At 34.3% G+C, this 18,960-nt stretch carries 19 protein-coding genes; 9 read left to right on the top strand and 10 right to left on the bottom strand.

Features of this window, described 5'->3' with window-relative positions; all coding sequences use genetic code 11:
- Positions 1-7 precede the first annotated feature (7 nt).
- From BLS22_RS10915 to BLS22_RS10930, 4 genes are all read left to right on the top strand, one after another.
- The gene (locus BLS22_RS10915) at positions 8-1,273 is read left to right on the top strand and encodes a cytosine deaminase (RefSeq protein WP_090553795.1); all 1,266 of its coding nucleotides are present in this window, start codon (positions 8-10) and stop codon (positions 1,271-1,273) included.
- Positions 1,274-1,758: 485 nt separating this feature from the next.
- Complete coding sequence (gene sigI, locus BLS22_RS10920) at positions 1,759-2,499, top strand: RNA polymerase sigma-I factor (protein ID WP_090553796.1); 741 nt, start codon at positions 1,759-1,761, stop codon at positions 2,497-2,499.
- Positions 2,489-3,472, top strand: a complete 984-nt coding sequence (locus BLS22_RS10925; RefSeq protein WP_090553797.1) for an anti-sigma factor domain-containing protein — start codon at positions 2,489-2,491, stop codon at positions 3,470-3,472. Before sigI ends, BLS22_RS10925 begins: the two co-directional genes overlap by 11 nt.
- A gap of 101 nt (positions 3,473-3,573) precedes the next feature.
- Positions 3,574-4,392, top strand: a complete 819-nt coding sequence (locus tag BLS22_RS10930; protein ID WP_090553798.1) for a hypothetical protein — start codon at positions 3,574-3,576, stop codon at positions 4,390-4,392.
- A gap of 79 nt (positions 4,393-4,471) precedes the next feature.
- Here BLS22_RS10930 and BLS22_RS10935 read toward each other — a convergent pair whose 3' ends face one another.
- Both BLS22_RS10935 and BLS22_RS10940 read right to left on the bottom strand, forming a co-directional pair.
- Positions 4,472-5,383, bottom strand: coding sequence for a cation diffusion facilitator family transporter (locus BLS22_RS10935; RefSeq protein ID WP_176762146.1), 912 nt, complete (start codon positions 5,381-5,383; stop codon positions 4,472-4,474).
- A 272-nt stretch (positions 5,384-5,655) separates the two neighbouring features.
- A complete protein-coding gene (locus BLS22_RS10940; protein ID WP_208974701.1) occupies positions 5,656-6,240 on the bottom strand; it encodes a TetR/AcrR family transcriptional regulator in 585 nt (194 codons plus the stop codon).
- Positions 6,241-6,560: 320 nt separating this feature from the next.
- Between BLS22_RS10940 and BLS22_RS10945 the strand changes: the two genes are divergently transcribed.
- Both BLS22_RS10945 and BLS22_RS10950 read left to right on the top strand, forming a co-directional pair.
- Positions 6,561-7,079, top strand: coding sequence for a sigma-70 family RNA polymerase sigma factor (locus tag BLS22_RS10945; RefSeq protein WP_090553800.1), 519 nt, complete (start codon positions 6,561-6,563; stop codon positions 7,077-7,079).
- Positions 7,079-8,377, top strand: coding sequence for a DUF4179 domain-containing protein (locus tag BLS22_RS10950; RefSeq protein ID WP_090553801.1), 1,299 nt, complete (start codon positions 7,079-7,081; stop codon positions 8,375-8,377). Before BLS22_RS10945 ends, BLS22_RS10950 begins: the two co-directional genes overlap by 1 nt.
- Positions 8,378-8,502: 125 nt before the next feature.
- Here the strand turns inward: BLS22_RS10950 and BLS22_RS10955 are convergent, their stop codons facing one another.
- Complete coding sequence (locus BLS22_RS10955; RefSeq protein WP_090553802.1) at positions 8,503-9,834, bottom strand: Na+/H+ antiporter NhaC family protein; 1,332 nt, start codon at positions 9,832-9,834, stop codon at positions 8,503-8,505.
- 139 nt (positions 9,835-9,973) lie between these two features.
- On the opposite strand from BLS22_RS10955, the gene BLS22_RS10960 reads away from it, so the two are divergent.
- Together BLS22_RS10960 and mutY are read left to right on the top strand one after the other, a co-directional pair.
- Positions 9,974-10,648, top strand: coding sequence for a uracil-DNA glycosylase (locus BLS22_RS10960; RefSeq protein ID WP_090553803.1), 675 nt, complete (start codon positions 9,974-9,976; stop codon positions 10,646-10,648).
- A gap of 61 nt (positions 10,649-10,709) precedes the next feature.
- On the top strand, positions 10,710-11,801 hold the full coding sequence (gene mutY, locus BLS22_RS10965; RefSeq protein WP_090553804.1) for an A/G-specific adenine glycosylase: 1,092 nt from the start codon (positions 10,710-10,712) through the stop codon (positions 11,799-11,801).
- A gap of 146 nt (positions 11,802-11,947) precedes the next feature.
- On the opposite strand, the gene BLS22_RS10970 is transcribed toward mutY, so the two are convergent.
- Both BLS22_RS10970 and BLS22_RS10975 read right to left on the bottom strand, forming a co-directional pair.
- Positions 11,948-12,841, bottom strand: a complete 894-nt coding sequence (locus BLS22_RS10970) for an anti-sigma-V factor RsiV (RefSeq protein ID WP_090553805.1) — start codon at positions 12,839-12,841, stop codon at positions 11,948-11,950.
- Positions 12,831-13,331 (bottom strand): RNA polymerase sigma factor, encoded by a 501-nt coding sequence (locus BLS22_RS10975; RefSeq protein ID WP_090553806.1) that lies wholly within the window; start codon positions 13,329-13,331, stop codon positions 12,831-12,833. The genes BLS22_RS10970 and BLS22_RS10975 overlap by 11 nt, the downstream gene beginning before the upstream one ends.
- 281 nt (positions 13,332-13,612) lie before the next feature.
- On the opposite strand from BLS22_RS10975, the gene BLS22_RS10980 reads away from it, so the two are divergent.
- Complete coding sequence (locus BLS22_RS10980) at positions 13,613-14,668, top strand: copper amine oxidase N-terminal domain-containing protein (protein ID WP_244269530.1); 1,056 nt, start codon at positions 13,613-13,615, stop codon at positions 14,666-14,668.
- A gap of 44 nt (positions 14,669-14,712) precedes the next feature.
- On the opposite strand, the gene BLS22_RS10985 is transcribed toward BLS22_RS10980, so the two are convergent.
- The 5 genes from BLS22_RS10985 to BLS22_RS15155 all read right to left on the bottom strand — a co-directional run bounded on the left by BLS22_RS10985 (position 14,713) and on the right by BLS22_RS15155 (position 18,914).
- Positions 14,713-15,954 carry an aminopeptidase gene (locus tag BLS22_RS10985; protein ID WP_090553807.1) on the bottom strand — a complete coding sequence of 414 codons (1,242 nt, stop codon included), beginning with the start codon at positions 15,952-15,954 and terminating at the stop codon, positions 14,713-14,715.
- 123 nt (positions 15,955-16,077) lie between these two features.
- Positions 16,078-17,172: a hypothetical protein gene (locus BLS22_RS10990; protein ID WP_090553808.1), complete on the bottom strand. Its 1,095-nt coding sequence runs from the start codon at positions 17,170-17,172 to the stop codon at positions 16,078-16,080.
- Positions 17,172-18,134: a zf-HC2 domain-containing protein gene (locus tag BLS22_RS10995; protein WP_090553809.1), complete on the bottom strand. Its 963-nt coding sequence runs from the start codon at positions 18,132-18,134 to the stop codon at positions 17,172-17,174. The genes BLS22_RS10990 and BLS22_RS10995 overlap by 1 nt, the downstream gene beginning before the upstream one ends.
- On the bottom strand, positions 18,135-18,644 hold the full coding sequence (locus BLS22_RS11000; RefSeq protein ID WP_090553810.1) for a sigma-70 family RNA polymerase sigma factor: 510 nt from the start codon (positions 18,642-18,644) through the stop codon (positions 18,135-18,137).
- Positions 18,645-18,737: 93 nt separating this feature from the next.
- Positions 18,738-18,914 carry a hypothetical protein gene (locus tag BLS22_RS15155; RefSeq protein ID WP_176762147.1) on the bottom strand — a complete coding sequence of 59 codons (177 nt, stop codon included), beginning with the start codon at positions 18,912-18,914 and terminating at the stop codon, positions 18,738-18,740.
- Positions 18,915-18,960 lie beyond the last annotated feature (46 nt).

Consider the following 18,960-nt stretch of genomic DNA (forward strand, 5'->3'; position numbering starts at 1 on the left):
GGAAGCTATGTTAATTAAAAATGCTAGACAACATAATGTAGAAGATGTGATAGATATTTTGATTCAAGATGGAAAAATTACAAAGATACATAACAACATAGAGATAGAGGGGGAGGAAGTAATTGATGCAAAGGGGGGACTGGTTTTACCTCCCTTTGTGGAGCCCCATATTCATTTGGACACTACTTTAACAGCAGGTGAGCCTAAATGGAATGAAAGCGGAACCTTGTTTGAAGGAATAGAACGTTGGGGAGAAAGGAAGGAGCAGCTGACTAGGGAGGATGTAAAAAGAAGAGCTAAAAAGGCACTAGAATGGCAGATTGCCAACGGCATTCAATATGTAAGAACCCACGTAGATGTGACGGACCCTCAGCTAACAGCCTTAAGGGCAATGGTAGAGGTTAGGGAGGAAATGAAGGAATATATTACTTTACAAATTGTTGCCTTTCCTCAAGAAGGCATACTTTCTTATCCCAATGGATTAGAGCTTTTGGAAGAAGCAATAAAGCTTGGAGCAGATGTGATAGGAGCTATACCTCACTTTGAATTTACTAGGGAATATGGTGTGGCATCTATAGAAAAGGTTTTTCAGCTAGCTGAAAAATACAACTGTCTTATCGATGTCCACTGTGATGAAATCGACGATGAACAATCTAGGTTCATCGAAGTAGTTGCTACTAAGGCCTATGAATATCAGATGGGAGAAAGGGTTACTGCCAGTCATACTACAGCTATGCACTCCTATAACAATGCCTACACCTATAAGCTCTTTAGGTTATTAAAACTTTCAGGAATAAACTTTGTAGCAAACCCATTAGTTAATATTCATCTCCAGGGGAGATTTGATACTTATCCTAAAAGGAGAGGAATTACTAGGGTTAAGGAATTACTTGAGGCAGGAATCAATGTAGGCTTTGGACATGACGATATATTTGATCCCTGGTATCCACTAGGTACAGGGAATATGCTACAGGTTCTTCATATGGGACTCCATCTATGTCAAATGATGGGATATAGTGAAATTAACAGGTCTATTGATATGATTACCACCAACAGTGCTAAGATTTTAAATATAATAGATGAATACGGTATTGAAGAGGGGAAACCAGGAAATCTTATTATTTTACCTGCAGAAAATGGTTATGATGCTATAAGAAGGCAAGTGTCTGTTCTATACTCCATCAGAGGAGGAAAAGTAATTGCACAAACAACTCCAAGTACAACAATTATAAAGCTTGGAGATAAGGAAAACATAATAGATTTTACAAAATGATGCAATATATAGACATTGTCTTCCACAACAGAGCTTATTTTCTAATGTTAAAGTAGAATAACAGTAACTATACTATATAATTTATTTTTAAAGGCTATGGAGATTCCAAGGCCTTTTTTCTTTTTAGTACTATGATAAAGGTAGATATTAATATAGTACAAAACCCAAAGGGTGCAAAGAGATCTGTCCTCTTAATTGGTGGCTAAGGATTTAGTTCTTCATATTAATAAACCGATGATTCCTTTGTTAAAAAAATGATGGTTTTAAAAATGTTAGAGGAATTTTAGAAAATGGGAAAAAATATAAAATGAAAATTTGATAGATTATGATATGCTTATTTATATATTTTTATTTTAACAATACATCTTGAAAAATATTTTGTGTAAAATTATTTTAAAAATTTCTATGAAATAAGTCCCATTTCATAGGGAAATAGTCCCGAAAAAATCGACTTTTTTCGTAATATATAGTGAGGAGGTGTTGTAGTGCCTAAACTTCTCAATTTCTTTAAAAAGAAAAGGACCATTGAGGAACGCGTAAAGAAAATACAGCAGGGGGATGGAGAAGAAAAAGAACGCTTAATAAAGGAATATATCCCATTTATTATGAAAACCCTTAGCAATCAATTAAATAGATATGTTGATATGGAAAATGACGATGTATTTAGTATTGGTTTAATGGCTTTTAATGAATCCATAGATAAATATGAAGAAGGAAAAGGAAATTTTTTAACCTTTGCATCTGTTGTTATAAAAAATAGAGTAATCGATCAGTTAAGAAAGGAATCAAAAATCTCTGAAAAAATAGTGATTACACAATTCACCAATGAAGATGATGAGGAATATGAAGGAACTGTAGGAGCAGTGGAGGGTTTTGAAGCTCAAATTGAATTAAAAGCAGACCTAGCTGACCTCATAAATAAAATGAAAGCCTTTGATGTTTCGTTAGATGACTTAATTAAGGAGGCACCAAAGCATAAAAAGACAAGAGCTACAGCCATCAAAATAGGACGATATATCTATATGACTCCTAATTTAAAGGAAAAGTTTTTAAAAACGAAAACCCTTCCAATAACAGAAATAACAAAAGTACTACATATATCTAAGAAAGTAATTCAAGGAAGTCGTAAGTTTATTATTGCTGTTATATTGATTCTAGAAAGTGATTTGGATACATTGAAGGAATATCTTTGGACAACAGAAGGGAGGGAACAAAATGATGTATAAGGGCTGTATAATTGAGGTTAGAAAAGAGACAATGATTGTAATGACCAGCGATTGTGACTTTTGTGAGATGCAAAAAAGGCAGGCTGTAGAGGAAGGAATGGAAATTGAGTTTCATAGGAGGGAGATTATATCACCTAAGCCTAGGACCTTTGCTTCCTTTCCATTAGTAGCTGCTGCAATTATTTTATTCTTTATTACTTCTATTTATGGGTTTCATTATTGGGACATAATGAATCAATCGGTGGCAATGGTTACTGTCGATATAAATCCTAGTATTCAATTGGAAATAAACCACAAAAACCAAGTTCTGCATGTCTTAGCCCTCAATGAAGAGGCTAAAGCCTTACCTTTATCCTCCTTAAAGAAAAAATCCCTAGAAGAGGCTTTGGATATAGTTTTACAAGAGGCTAGGAACAAGGGGTATATCCTTCATGAAGAAGAAAATTATATTCTAGTGACAAGTGTTGCCTTAAAGGAAGATAAAGAGAATAATATAGAGCTTGTTAACATATTAGAAAAAGCAAAGGAAAAAATGGAAGAAAAGGCATCACAGGAGGGGGAAATAGTCTGGGTCATTAACCAGCAGGCCAATAGGGCTACCTTAATAAAAGCAGAGGAAGAAAACATCTCTGTAGGTAAGCTAAAACTTTATGAAGCATTGCAGGCCATTAGCGATAGTGAAGTCAATTTAGAGGAAATAAGAAATACCAAAGTTAAAGAGTTAATTAAAATAAAAGATGATTTAAAAATAAAAAAGGAACATCCGGTGTTTAAAGAGCATCCAGGTAACAAAGACAATGTAGAATCATCAAAGGATCATAAGGAGCACCCAGTGTTTCAACAGCATCCAGGTAATAAAAAAAGAAATGATGAATCCATTATACCTATAAAGCAACATCCAATATTTCAACAACATCCTGGACAAGGGAAAAAAATAAAAAAGATTGAAATCAATAAAAATGCTAGAGAGTAAATTTATTTTCTAGCATTTTCAATTTTTTTGAAAATACATACCTAAATTTTACATTTTCCACGTATTGTATAGTAGATAATATTAAAGGAGGTTACAAATAAATGAAAAAGAAGTTAGCAGGAATATTGGTGTTAGTGATGGTTCTTACTGTTATGGTATCTACGGCAGCAGCCTTTACCCCCCCAGGATTAGAAAAAAAAGGTGGTTTGCCTCCAGGAATTCAAAAAAGGTTTTTGGATGGATTTCTAGATAAAAAGCAAGTTGAATTAATAGGCAGGGAGTATGATGAAGTAGTTATTAAAGCTATTGATAGAGGGGATAGAAGAATTGGTATTGAAGAGGGTACAGCAAAAATTTCCCTATTGGTATCCGATAAGGTTAAAATTTATATGGAAGAAAAAACTATTGATTTCAAGGATCTTCAAGTAAATGATATGGTATATTTGAAGCTGGACAAAGATAACACAGTTACAGAAATCAAGGTTATTGAAGAAAACAAAGATAATATAAGAGCTACAATACAAGGAGCCATTGTCAGAAGGGTGGATATTGAAGATAGAGAAATAGCTTTATTCAAAGATGGTAACACAGTTTGGTATAAGATCCATCGTAATGCAACGATTACAGTAGATGGGATGAGAACAAGAGACCTAAAGGATATTAAAAAAGACATGAAGGTTGATGCCAGAATTGTAGATGGCGATATCCAAACTTTAACAGCTGTTAGTGAAAGAAAAACCTACGAAGGAAAATTACTTCTTGCAATGGGAGGCAAGGAGGCCTTTATTATTTTGGATATAAATGGTGAAAGGACTATCTTTTCTGTATTAAAGGATTTAAACTTATCTAGAGTTAGAGAGGGAAGACAGGTTATTGTTGAAGTTGAAAAGGATGTAGTAATTAGAATTTCAGAAAAATAGCAAGGTTAAACAAAGAAACAATCCATCTATAGAACTTCAGTAGATGGATTGTTTCTTGTTTGCCAACAGGAGTTAACCTCTAGACAGCCCATTTTCTATTTTCAGTAAAGGACACGGTTAACCATTTTTCATATTTTATAGATTCAAGCTGGGTATCAATCTCTTCACGAATACAATCAAAGTCTTTAACGTGTTTAACCTTTGTTTTTTTACCAAGCACAAAGTCTATTTCTATAAAAATTACTCTTCCCACTTTGCTGATTCGAACATAGGATTCTTCTATAAAATATTTTAACTTAATATCATGAATAATACTTTTTATACCCTTTTCAATTTCTCGGCTTGGTGGCATACCCAATAGTTCCTTTATATTTTCTTTAATGGTTACTAAAGGGGTTTTGACAAAATATAAAGAAGTTACTAAAACCAAGAAGGGATCAACATAAGGAGTAAGGTAAGCATAGTTGGTTTTTTTCATAAAGAAAGCAATAATAAAACCTATTAGAACTGCTAAACTAAGCAAAGTATCCATAAACCACTGGCTGGATTCAACCTTTAGCAATTCTGAAGGACATATCTTTTCTTTTTTTCGTAGCTTTAAATAAAATAAAAGACAAAGGAAGGTTGATAAAAAAGCATAACCCAATGCATTTTCAATATGAACACTTCTTCCTCCATTAAAAATATCCTCCAAAGATACTACTACTGCATAAATACACATGACTAAAATAACAAAGGATTTGAAAAGTATAACCAAAGGTTCAATAATATCTTTACCAAATTGAAATTTATTAGTTTCCTCTTTTTCCATATAAATAAGAGCACGTAATGAAAGAAATGATAGTCCAAGGCTAACCAGTGAATAGATACCATCAAAGAAAATCATTTGTGAGTTAGCAACTATACCTAAAATTATTCCTATTACAGCAAAAAGCAATGCCCCTAATACAGATAATCTTAAAGTTCGATATTCAATATTTTTTGTTTCCACAATATACACCTCTATTTTTTATACTACTAGTTTTTACTACATATAAATTATAATGAATTTGAAGGAATTACATATAAGTTATAACTATACCTATTATATTGTAAGGGGAGTAGAGGACCAACTCTTTGATTTTAGGGGAGCTGTTTATACAATGATAATGGGGCTTTGAAGTTTGACAAGGTTGATTAAGATATTTTCAGATGAACAATAAAACATATAGGCTGAAAATATATGATTGACTATCAGTCATAAAATAAGTAAGAAAAACATCCTTATTTTGCAAAGGAATGTTTTATAAAGGATAATAATTCCCTATGATAATCAGAAGCATTTTTTTCATCTTCTTCAAATAAATAAACCTGTTCAGCGGTTCCTTCAATTAACTCAATTAAAAGCTTAGCGATGATACGGCTGTTCATATCATCTCGAATTTCTTTTTTGTTTTGTGCTATAATAATTCTTTCTTCAATCCAATTATAATAAGGTTCATAAATCTTTTCCCATTCCTGTAATACACCTGTTATTGCTAGCCCAGAATAGCATAGGGCTAAAACCTCCCTATATTCTGCTGTTACTTGAAATGTAATATCTATTATGTCCTCAAGTTGATGAAAAAAAGAAGTATTATCATCAATTTTTTCCTTTATTTTTTCAAGTGATTTCTGGAACATACTATCAGCAATAGCAGGTATTAAGGCATTTTTTGATGGAAAATAAAGATAAAAAGTCCCTTGAGCAACACCCGCTTCCTTTACAATATCAGATATTTTTGTTTTTTCTAATCCCTTTTCTGACAATACTGTAATAGCAGCCTGTAAAATTTTTTCTCTTTTGTTTTTTTCTTTAATTACTCTCACCACCTATAACGAATGAATGACTATCATTCATTTATTATAAACTAAAATTTCTATTTTTGCAACTATATTAACGTATTTAACAATGGAATTTAATAGAGCCCAACTTTTAAAAGAGTTACAGGGGTCTCCATGACATCTATAGTTGGAAACAATATTTTAATGATATCCAGCATATTTTGTATCCTCCTATATAGAATCCAGTATAGGCACCACGTTGAGTTTTCTTCTTTTTTCAGTTAAATTAAAGTAGGAGAAAACTTTTTAAAAATGAACTTTTTACATAGATAAATACTCTTATAGTTAGCAGAGGAGGTTGTGCAGTGGAAACTGGAGACTTAGTAAAAAAAGCAAAGTTAGGAGATAAAGAGGCACTGGTAGAGTTAATCATGGCTCAACAACAGGAATACTATAAGTTAGCTTATGTTTATACTCAAAACCGTGAAGACGCTCTAGATGCCCTTGAGGATATGATTGTTATTCTTTATAAAAAAGTAAAAAGTTTAAAAAAAGAAGAAGCTTTTTATAGCTGGAGCAAAACAATATTGGTCAACAGCTGTAAAAAAACCTTAAAACAGAGAAAAAAGTTAGTGTACTTAGAGGGATGGGAAAGACAGGAAGAAAGAAATCCTATAGAAAATCGTGAAGAAGCCTTGGATTTGGAGAAGGAGCTGAGGAAACTAAGTAGTCATCAGCAGGAGGCTATAAAACTTAGGTATTATATGGACTTGGATTATGAGACAATTTCTAAAATCACCAAGGTCCCTTTAGGAACAGTGAAATCTAGAATCTCTACAGGTATCAGTAAACTTAAAAAAGCGTTGGGTGGTGAAATAAAGTGATGGATTTAGAAAAAACACTTCTTAAAAAGAAAAGGGATTATAACAATATAGAAGTCCCCCAAGAGATGGAGGAAAGACTGAGAAATGCATTAGAAAAAGAAAAATCTGTTAAAAAATCTATCTTAGGTAGTAGGTTTATAGCAGCAGCATTGATATTATTTATTTTTGTAGGCTATCACTTTGATACCTTTGCCTATTATGGCAAAAGACTAATTGGTTATGACAGCATTATGTCCGAAAGCTTAAAGGACTTAAACCAAATGGGCAGGGGACAGGAAATAGGGCAGAGCTATACCTTTGAAAATGGTGTTGAGATTATTTTAGATGGTATTATGGTGGATGACAATCAAATGATTGCCTTTTATAGAATAAAGAATGGCCAAAATGGCTTTGACGGTCATAGATTTGATCCATCTTTTAAGGGATTCTTGAGGAGGTATAGGATGAGGAGTGCTGTAGGAGAATATTTAGGTGGTGATCAAGAGGAACTAATCTATATGGCTGTCTTTGATCCCCCAGGACTATTTGAAAGAACCTTAACCTTTGAATTTACAATATGGGAAGGAAACCATCATGAAAAAGCAGTTTTTCCCTTTATATTAGACAGAAGTAAGGCGATGGGTTATATGATTAAGCAAAAAATTAACAAAACAGTTGAAGTTGAAGGTATTGAAGTGCATTTTAAAAAAATCACAGCAACCCCTACCCAAACCATGATAGAGGGTAGTGTTGATAATATAATAGAATTAATAAGACAATCCATCTCTGGAGACCAAACCCGTATTCCTCATATGAGGATAAAGCTTTTGGCTGATGGAAAAGCAATAGCTGAGCAAGGAAGCAGTATGACCACCAATATGAAGGGAATGAGCTTTAGTAGCTCCTTTGATCCTTTACCAGCAAATATAGAAAAGCTAGAAATACAATTGGAAGAACTATCAATAATGGAAAGACCCAACTTGAGCTTGAATCTATCAAAAAAACAACTTCCTTATTCCACATACTATAAAAATAGGGAGATAAAAATTGAAGAGATGGTTAGTGTAAATGGGGAAACCCATATTACAATAGAGACAGAAGAAAATATGTTGCTTTTAGATGTAATATTGCTTGCTGATGGGGAAAGCTTAAAATTTATAGAAACCCAGTCTTTAGACTATGACAAAACACCAAATGGTGGTACCCATAAGAGAAAAATTAAGTTTCAAGGAAATGGAGATAATCTAGAGCTTAAAATAGGAACAATTATTTATACTGGGAAATTTGAAGGCTTTAACAGTCCGATAGAAATCAAGTAGGTGAGGGGCTAATTACCTTTTCCTAGAGGTAAGATAAAGAAAAAAGAGAGAAATACTTTTTAAAAAGGTCTCTCTTTTCTTTTTTATCTCAACTTAAGTTAATAATGTTGTTTTAAAGGAAGGGATTAATCTTTATTACTTTGTATTACTTCCCTAAATTTCAAATAAACAATGTTACTGATGGGGATGAAATAGAGGTAAAAGGCATAGGGTATAAAACCAGTAGCACTCACCATTAGGGTTGTAGTAGGGACTAAGGATGCAATGTTCCATGGAATTAGAGGGGCCATTACTACGGAAGTGTTTTCTATATCAACAGCAAGCTGATGGTTGTCTATATTTTTAGCCCCATAGGGTTTTTTCATAAGGTGGGTGGTTAGTACGATAGAGATAGTTTGATTGCAACCAAAGGCAGCTGTGATGAAACCTACAACAGAAGTAGATACAAATAGCTTCCAGCGGGATTGCACTTTTATCAAACCCTCCTCTATGCTGTGCAACATTCCTGTTCCTTCTAGAATCCCAGAAAGACAACTGGATACAAATACAATTATTGCAGCCTTCCACATAGACAGGATGCCTCCCCCCTTCATAATATCCTTTAAGGGACCATCAAAATCCAATGTATAACCAAAGAAAATATACTTTAACAGCTCACTAGGTGGGTGATGCTGTAGAAAAATTCCTAGCAATCCGGCGGCTGTAATACTCAGAAGCATAGATATTTTTACATCCACCTTGAATGCAGCAAATATCAAAATCATGATGGCTGGTATCAATACCCTCCAATCAATAAAAAATACGTCTATCAGTTCCTTATCCATATTATTTTCAACTAAATTTAGTGGTTGATACAAAGAAAATATCGTATAGAGAATAGTAGCCAAGATAAAGGGAATAGCGGCTGTTTTAAACATATTCTTGATATTGATATAAAGCTGGGTTTTTGTTAAGGTAGCAACTAGATTGGCACTGGAGGACATGGGAGAACAACGATCACCAAAATAAGAACCAGCAATAATAGCGCCAGCAGCTAAATTAACATTAACACCCCCACCCTTGGCCATAACCATAAGAGCAACCCCCACTGTACTTATTGTTCCAAAAGAGGTACCTAGTAAAAAAGAAACAAAGACAGTAATTAAAAAAGCATACAATATGAAGAAACTTGGATGCATCAATTGCAATCCATAATAAACAATGGCGGCCACTGTTCCAGAAGCCATCCAAGCAGCAGTAATACCACCTATTAATATAAAAATCCTCAATACAATAAACACTTTTTTTCCGCCACCATAGGCCATCTGTAGAATGTTTTTCAAGGAATATCCCTTCCTCCATGCTAACCAAACAAACATAAGAAAACAGAGGATGAGGGGATAACCAATAAAAATTCCCCTTAAAATACTAAAAACCAATAAAATAAAGGAAAAAATCATTACTACTACTATATCCATTATGCTCCCCCTTAGATAGTAAATTTTTACACCAGAACTATCATACCATGAATTGAGGATAGTGGTATAGGGTATGATGATAATATTACAAATGTGTTATAATTTTAAGTAGAAAATCAGTAGCAGGGAGGGTTTATCAATGACAATATTAAAAAACGATTGGGCTCCATTGTTGGAGGAGGAGTTTGGAAAAGATTATTATTTAAAACTAAGGGATTTTTTAATCAAGGAATATACCACTAAAACCATTTATCCAGATAAATATGATATTTATAATGCCCTACACTTAACACCCTATAAAGAGGTAAGGGTAGTCATCCTGGGACAGGACCCTTATCACGGACCAGGGCAGGCCCATGGATTAAGTTTTTCTGTAAAACCAGGGGTAAAGCAACCCCCATCCTTACAAAATATATTTAAAGAACTTCAAAAGGATTTAGGACATACTATTCCTAATAACGGTTATTTGGTGGAATGGGCAAAACAGGGGGTATTGATGCTAAACACTGTTTTGACAGTTAGACAGGGAGAACCTAATTCCCATAAGGGAATTGGATGGGAACTTTTTACCGACAGGGTGATTGGATTATTAAATGATAGGGAAAAGCCTATCGTATTTATTTTGTGGGGCAAAAATGCCCAAGAAAAAGAAAACCTTATTACTTCGCCCCAGCACTATATTATCAAGGCCCCCCATCCCAGCCCCTTTTCCGCCAATAGAGGTTTTTTTGGAAGCAAGCCCTTTTCTAAAACCAATAGTTTTTTAAAGGAAATAGGTAGTGAAGAAATAAACTGGCAAATACCAAATTTATAGAAGATCAATGTCAAGATAATGGTTCTATGACCTAATTTTGTGGGATAAGAAGGAGACATCAATGAAAAAGACAACATATGAAATAGCTGAAGTTTTAAACCCAACAAAGGTGAAGGCTTTACAGGAGCAACTAATCGATTGGTACGAAAAAAATCATAGAAAACTTCCCTGGAGGACCACCACTAATCCCTACTATATATGGATTTCTGAAATCATGCTACAGCAGACAAGAGTAGACACAGTTATAGATTATTACAATAGATTTGTTGAAAAATTTCCTACCATCAAGGATTTGGCATCAGCTGAAGAGGAAGTGGTTTTAAAGGCATGGGAAGGATTAGGCTACTATAGTAGGGCAAAACGTATCCATCAAACAGCTAAAATCCTAATAGAAAAATATGAAGGCCAAATGCCCCAAACCTATGATGAAATTAGAAAACTACCCGGAATCGGTCCCTATACAGCAGGGGCAGTAGCAAGTATTGCTTTTCATCAAGCAGTTCCAGCTGTAGATGGTAATGTAATGCGGGTTTTTTCAAGGGTGTTTTATATAAAGGAAGATATCACCCTAAATACAACCAAGAAAGTCATGGAGGAGGTTGGGGAAAAGGTTGTATCTCGAAAAAATCCCTCCTACTTTAATCAAGGATTAATGGAGTTGGGGGCCCTTATATGTACGCCAACTTCTCCCAAGTGTTTAATCTGTCCCCTGTTTCAACTATGTAGGGCTAGGGAGCTAGGTCTACAGAAGGAACTTCCCTTGAAACAAAAAAAACCTAAGCCTAAGGAAATTGTTATGGAGATGGCTCTCCTTTATAAAGGAGAAAAGATATTAATTATGAAACGACCACCAGAAGGATTGTTGGGGGATTTATGGGGATTACCGACTGTAGAAAAGGAAGAAAATCTAGAGGGGGGAAAAAGTATAAAGCTTGAGTTAGAGGAAACCTACGGGCTCAAGGCAGATAATATCAGCTATATTTTTGAAAAAAATCATGTCTTTACCCATATAAAATGGAGAATGCAGCTTTATAGAATGGACTTAATAGAGGAGAAGGAGATTGATTATCCTTCAATACAGTGGGTAAATAGACAGCAATTAAAGGATTATCCTCTCCCTACGGCTTTTAAAAAGCTTATCCCTTCAATTTAACATATTTAAAATATCAGACAAGTATTAAATCCCATTGAAAAAGAAGAACAAAAGCATGGGGAAATGGTATGTATTGACCTCAATAAAGCCATAAAATAGCGGTGGAAATGCCACCGCTATTTTTATGGGATAAGCTTGTGTAAAAATTATCTTACATACTCATGGCTTACTAGCACATCACCAAGGACTTCTGTAGGAATTTCAAATTCCACCACCCCCATATAACCAGGTGCTACTTCATATTTATCAAAGGAAATAACTAGCTTATTATCTTTGTTGATATAAAAGCTTTGGTTTCCATCTATTTTTTCAAAAACTGATAGGTCGTTATCCCCAATCCAATAAACTTTGTCAGGATTTTTTTCCATATCTTCCTTCATTTGTTCTATAATATTTGCACTAATAACTTCTATATAGCCACTATCCTTAAATAAACTAGGTAAAGTAATTAATAGTTGGTTCTTTTTATCGATGGTGTCATATTGAAAGGTTGTGGAAGAAGAACCAACGGTATTGACAATATAGCGGCCAATGGAAAGTATAGAATCAGTATCGGTTTTTATTTCATATCCAGCGTGAACACCTAGGCTACCCCCTCCAAGAGCTTCGATATCATCTACCTCTTCTATAAAGCTTTCATATAGCCCTCTACTTTCCTCCAAATATTTTTCATTTAAAATATTTTCTAAATCTTTATTAGCTAGACCGTCTAGGAGAGGGGCTTGTATATTTACATCATAATTACCTTGCTTATCATCAGTATCTATATTTCTAAATGTAAGGGTTTTTACGATAACACCTACAATAGGGATTTCTGACATAGCATTGGCAGTAAAAGGAACGAAATTAATACTTCCGATAAATAGCACACCTGCTGCTGCTGTCCCTACCAAAGCTTTAGTGATTTTATTGTTGTTTTTCATTTTTTTTCTACTCTCCTTAATAATTTTTTTTGTGAGAAAATCCAGTTCATTTGGTATAACTGTGTTTTCATAATTTGTTTTTAAGAAATCAATAGCTTTTTTATCGTTATCCTTCATAATATGAATCCTCCATTTCTACACGAAGCTTTTTCAAAGCAGTATACAATCTTGTTTTGATGGTATTGATATTTTCATCCAGTATGTTTGCTATATCTTCTAGCGTTAAATCCTCAAAAAATCTTAAAATAATGATGGTTTTATAGGTTGGAGATAAATGGTCTAATGCCTCCTGTAGATCAAAATTTTTGTAGGTGTCCTCTTGAGGATTACAATGAAGCTCTAATACCCCCTCATCAACTAAACTTAACTTTTTATTTTTTCTTAGAAAATCTAAAGCAGTATTAATTATAATTCGATAAAGCCAAGGCTTTATGTCACGAGGATTATGTAATGTGTTTATAGAATTCAATGATTTATATAAGCTTTCCTGAAGAATATCTAACGCATCGTCCTTATTTCTTACATAACTATAGGCTAGTCTATAGAGGGAGGCTTGATTTTCTAATAAGTAATCCTCTACCAATGAATACTTTTTATATCTTTTCATAGCTATTGAAGACTCCTTTTCTGATACGTATCTTATGTTACTTCTAATTTTGATAATGAATTGGGTTCCCAAATTCTGTTAAAGCAGAATCTATATATAAGACGAATTAAGTTTGTAAAAAGTTTGATTAAAATTTTTAAAATTTCAATCAAATAGAAAAGTTTAACATTACAATTTGTTATTTGTTAAAGGTTTATATATAATAGTTAATAAATGTAAGGAACTTTTCCAAGATTTTCCCGTCTAATAAAATGAAAAATAAATTTAAAAGGAGAGAAAATATGATGAAATCTAAAAACATACTGGCAGGATTTTTATCTATGACTATTTTATCACTTTCAGTAGCTACACCTTCAGCAATTGCCTTAGAAGGGGTTACATCTATTAAGGAAATTCCTGGAATGAATGAAGTAATCCCCATAAGTACTAAAGTACAGGAAATAGAAAAATTGCATTTCGGCTCTTTTACAGGAAAAGTTAAGGAAATAACAGACCATCAAAGGATGGCGGATTGGCAATTTGTTTTAGTAGAAAATGAAGAAGGACAAATAGCAAATATCATCGTATCCCAAGATACCTACATTGTAAATAATACTGGCATAGAAGTAGGATCTATAATTACTGGATATTATGATGCCAATGCTCCAATGCTGATGATTTATCCGCCCCAATACAATGCTGAGGTTGTGGTTATAGAAAATGAAAATGAATTTGTAAAGGTGGATATATTTAATGAAGATTTTGTTAGTAGGGATAACCTATTAAAATTAAATATCTCTGAGGACACGACAATTCTTTTGGAAGATGGAACAGTATTTGAAGGAAGCTTAGCAAACAGAAAGTTGATAGTATTTTATGGTGCTTCTACAAGAAGCATTCCAGCCCAAACAACTCCAACTAAAATCATTGTATTATTTGAAAAGGCTGTTCATCCAATCTATGAAGAAATAGAGGAGAAAGCAGGATTCACAATAAATGATGTTTCTTCTATGGATATTATTGTTAATAACAACAAAATAGAAGCCCCAGCAGCCTATACAAATGAAGAAGGTATTGTTATGGTGCCACTTCGTGCAATTGCTGAAGCTTTAGGATTTCATATAAATTGGAACAGCCAACAGAAAACCATCACACTTGATAAAACCATATCTTTAACTGTAGGGGAGGATTATTATACTTACATGAAAACAGCCCCTATTCATTTAGGAGCTGCACCAGTGGTTGTAGAGGGAAGAACCTTCGTACCCCTAAGTTTTTTTAAGAAAGTAACCAAAATGAACAATGCATATGTGTTTGAAGGACAAATCGTTATAGATAATGGTGAGGTTATGGAATAACCCATCTAGATGTTAGAAAGATAGCGGTGGCAATGCCACCGCTATTAATCTTCAATATTGTACCAATTACCTTTTCTAAAGATAGGTTCCATCCTGCCATCAGGAGTTTCACCATCAATATCCATTTCAGCAGAACCAATCATAAAGTCAACATGAACTAAGCTGGTATTTACACCGTTTTTTTGCAACTCATCCTTACTCATTTTTGTGCCCTCCTCTATACAAATAGGATAGGCTGATCCAAGGGCAAAGTGATTGGAGGCATTTTCATCAAATAAAGTATTAAAAAATATAACATCCGTATCGGAAACAGGGGAACGGTGGGGCACTAGGGCAACTTCCCCTAGGTAGTGGGCTCCCTCATCGGTTTCAATAAGCTTTTTTAAGGTTTCATAGCCCTTTTCAGCTGTGAAGTCGATGATGCGTCCTTTTTTAAAGGTTAAGGTGAAGTCTTCAATTAGATTACCACCATAATTCAAAGGCTTTGTACTACTGACAACGCCATCCACCCCTTCCTTCAAAGGCATAGAGAAAACCTCTTCAGTAGGCATATTAGGAACAAATTCAAATCCCTTTTCTGTTTTCAAGCCACCACCAACCCATATATGTCCCTCTGGAAGTGCCATAGTTAAATCAGTACCTGGTGCTTTAAAATGTAGTTTTTTAAATTTCTTATTATTAAGCAAGTCTAAGCGAATCTTTAATTGTTGTAGATGATCCTGCCATGCTTTTACTGGATCAGGTTGGTCTATCCTAGTAACTTTAAAAATATTTTCCCATAACTTTTCTACACTTTCTTTCTCATCATGATGGGGAAACACCTTTTTTGCCCATTCCTTTGTTGGAACAGAAACAATATTCCAATTGACACTGGCATTTTGTATATATCTTTTAAAATTTTCCATAGCTGTGGCACTGGTTTTGTTCATAGTAGCTACCCGATCTGGATGAGCCTCTTTTAATAGATCAGGGTTAGCAGCGGAGATAGATAAGAAGGCAGTTCCTTCCTTTGCCATTTCCTCGTAGCCCTTCGCCTTCCACATGGGAAATTCCTTTAGAGCCTCCTGGGGAGCATGTAGCAGCTTAATCAAGGTCATCTCCTCATCAGCCCATTCGACATGAACATTTTTAACACCTAGCTCGTAGGCTTTTTTAGCCACAACCCTGACGAAATCAGTAGCAGGAATCGGTGCATTGATAACTAGGTTTTGCCCTTGTTGTATATTAAGACCTACCTTTAAAGCTACCTCAGCGTATTTTTGAAGTTTATTATTGAAATCATTCATTGTTTGTGAACCTCCTTAGCATATTTTTCTATATAAACTTCTTTAATAAAATTATAAATCCTTCTTTTAGAGGCTCTGTTAAATTCTATTGTTGATATTATATTAAATAATTATGTAAAGCTTTTAAAATATTATTTCTGGTAAAATAGGAGATAAATCTACTCCATAGTAATCACCTTCAAACCAAGCAATTTTCAGTTCATCATCGTATAGGATGACATTTTCAAAGAATATGGCAGTTTCAAAGGAGCCGGTATTAGAGGTCTGACTTTTAAGGGAGAAGGCATAATAGCTTACATCATCCTTAGTAATCCATTGATTATCTTTTAGTATTACTTCAAAGCTGGAAATTACATTACTATCTGGTGTAATTTTATTATCCCCTTGGATGCTATTTACAAGGAAGTCCAAATTATCTAAAGGAACAGCATCCACTTGATTTGATTTTCCATCAATAAGACTAGTATGGAGGACTTCCACTGCATTATAATTGTTTAAGTCCTTCAGCTGTGCATCTAAGTCATTTAACATTGCTTCAAGTTCAAATCCTTTATAAAGAATCCATTGTTGACCTACTGTAGATTCTACAAAATAATCTCCATACCAACTCATTATTTTAGAATACCATTTTCCTTGAGGTCTATAATTGATCCACATGGTACCCTTATGTTCTCCATAACTATGCTGTGATGGGTCTACTACTTCTACCAATTTTAACTTTTGAAGGCCTCCTCCAAATTTCGCTAATAGGACTTCTTCATTTTCAAGCCTTATACTTTTACCATTTGAAGTGGCAGAAGCCCCGCTAGAATCTTGAGTAATGAGAAAGCCTACATTTGGATTCTCAAACCGAAGGGTAAGGCTAGTAGGTGTGGTTGCTTCAGCATTCCTTACATAATTTACTGCCTGAAGACGAAAACCCGTCATCGTTATTATAGGTAATAATAATAAAGCTATTATTCCTAGAGCATATTGTCTTTTGCATTTTTCTAGAGAGCATTTCTCAATAAACTTCGTATAAATTAAATAACCTAATGAGGCCACTATAACAGCCCCCATCATTCCAGTATAAAACCTAGGCAGGTTTCGGTCATTAATAGGTGGGAGGGTCCACTGGAGTAGTCTCCAAATAACTCCACCGAATATGGATAATCCTAGATAGTAGCCCAATAGACCACTGCCGAATATAGCAACAATTTTATCAATTTTTGTCTTCATTATTTTATCCCTCCTGATACTTCTATAAGCTGTGATAATGTCTCATCTGACAATTGATGGAAACGTCGATCACCCGTATACATAGCGCCAGTGTCTGTATCCACGTGGGCTGTTACTTCCCCACCACCTTGGAACTGAATCAATAGCTCTAGACCTTCTTTAAGATCCATAGGAGGATAGGAATCTAAAGGGGTGGCTTCAGAAAGACCGATAACAATATTATTATATCTTGCTTCATGGATGTTGTATTGGTCAATTTTTACTATCCAGCTGCTGCTGAATTCTTGCTTTTCATAGATGATTACAGATTTAATACCTTCTAGGTTTTCTATCTTGGTAAGGGTATGATGATAGAAACCATATATGGCACCAAACCAGAGGGCAAAGATGAGGGCAGCAGAAAGAATAAATCGAACAATTCTTTTCCTCTGAAATACCCTCTTATCACTGGTGAGATAGCCCACCGCCATAGCAAGAAACATAGCCACCAAGGCTGGGGTAACCAACTCTACAATAAGACCCAAGATAGGATTGTGGGGAAAGTAGCCCATTCCCCTTTGAAAATGACGATACATTGGATCCCATTGATTTAATTTATTTCCTGAGAAGAAGATCCCCAGCATAAATTCTGCCACCTTATAGGGTAAAGCCATGATGGCCTTAGTGACAATAAAGCTATCGGTTGTATATTTGAGGGAAAATAAACCTAGTAAAAAGCCTAAGGTACCGTAGGCATAAATCCGACGAATCCCCTTACGATGGGCTTTGATTTTTTCCACCAATACTTCGTCCTCCACCTCCAGGGTTTGCTTCTGCAGGAGGAGGGATTGACTTAACAAATTATCTAAACCTTCCTGACAATCATTACATATCTCCATATGATCTTCTGTTTTTGCCATTTCTTCTGAGGATAGTTTTTCCTCCAAGTAATCCTGTAATTTATCTTTATAGGAGCAAGGCATCTATTGTCCCTCCAATTCTCTATATATTTTCTGAAATTCATTTCTTCCCCGATAAATATTTACCTTTACTGTATTTAACTTGGTGTCGGTGATTTCACTGATTTCCTGATAGGATAAGTTTTGTATATCTCTTAAAATAACATAGACTTTATATTTTTCCTCCATTCTTTTGAAGGTCTCCTTAATACGTTCATGAACCTCTCTATTAAGGAGATTGACTTCAGGAGTAGTTTCCCTATTTATTAAGGAGCTTTCAAATAGATGAACCTCATCTATTAATATTTCCCTCTTTGCCTTCCTCTTAGATTCTAAAAAGGTATTTTTAGCGATGCGATAAATCCAAGTTTTAAAGCTGGAACGACCTTCAAATTTATCGATATTTAAATAGACCTTCAAAAACACATCCTGACAGATTTCCTCTGCTTCAGTAGGATTAGATGAAAGGTAATAAATATAGGAAAAAATAGGTTCTTTATATTTTTGGTACAGCAATGTGAAATCCTTATCCAATAAAATCTATCCCTTCCCCTTTACTGGCCAGTAAAAAATGATTCAATACTATAGACTATAACAAAGAAAATAAGTTACAGAATCCATATTTTTTTATACTATTTTTAGAATATCATGGGGACAAGAAAAACAAAACCCAACAACGATCAAGATAATCCATAGATTGATTATAAAAATAAACCCTACGTTCATAGGTTCTATAGGAAGGATAGTACCCCCAATAATATTCACATAAATATCCTTTAAAAGTTCATGGACAATAGGCTTCATAACTTCTTCTTAATCCCCTAAAAAATTAGGACATATGTCCTATTAA

The organism is Natronincola ferrireducens (assembly GCF_900100845.1).
Lineage (GTDB): Bacteria > Bacillota > Clostridia > Peptostreptococcales > Natronincolaceae > Natronincola_B > Natronincola_B ferrireducens.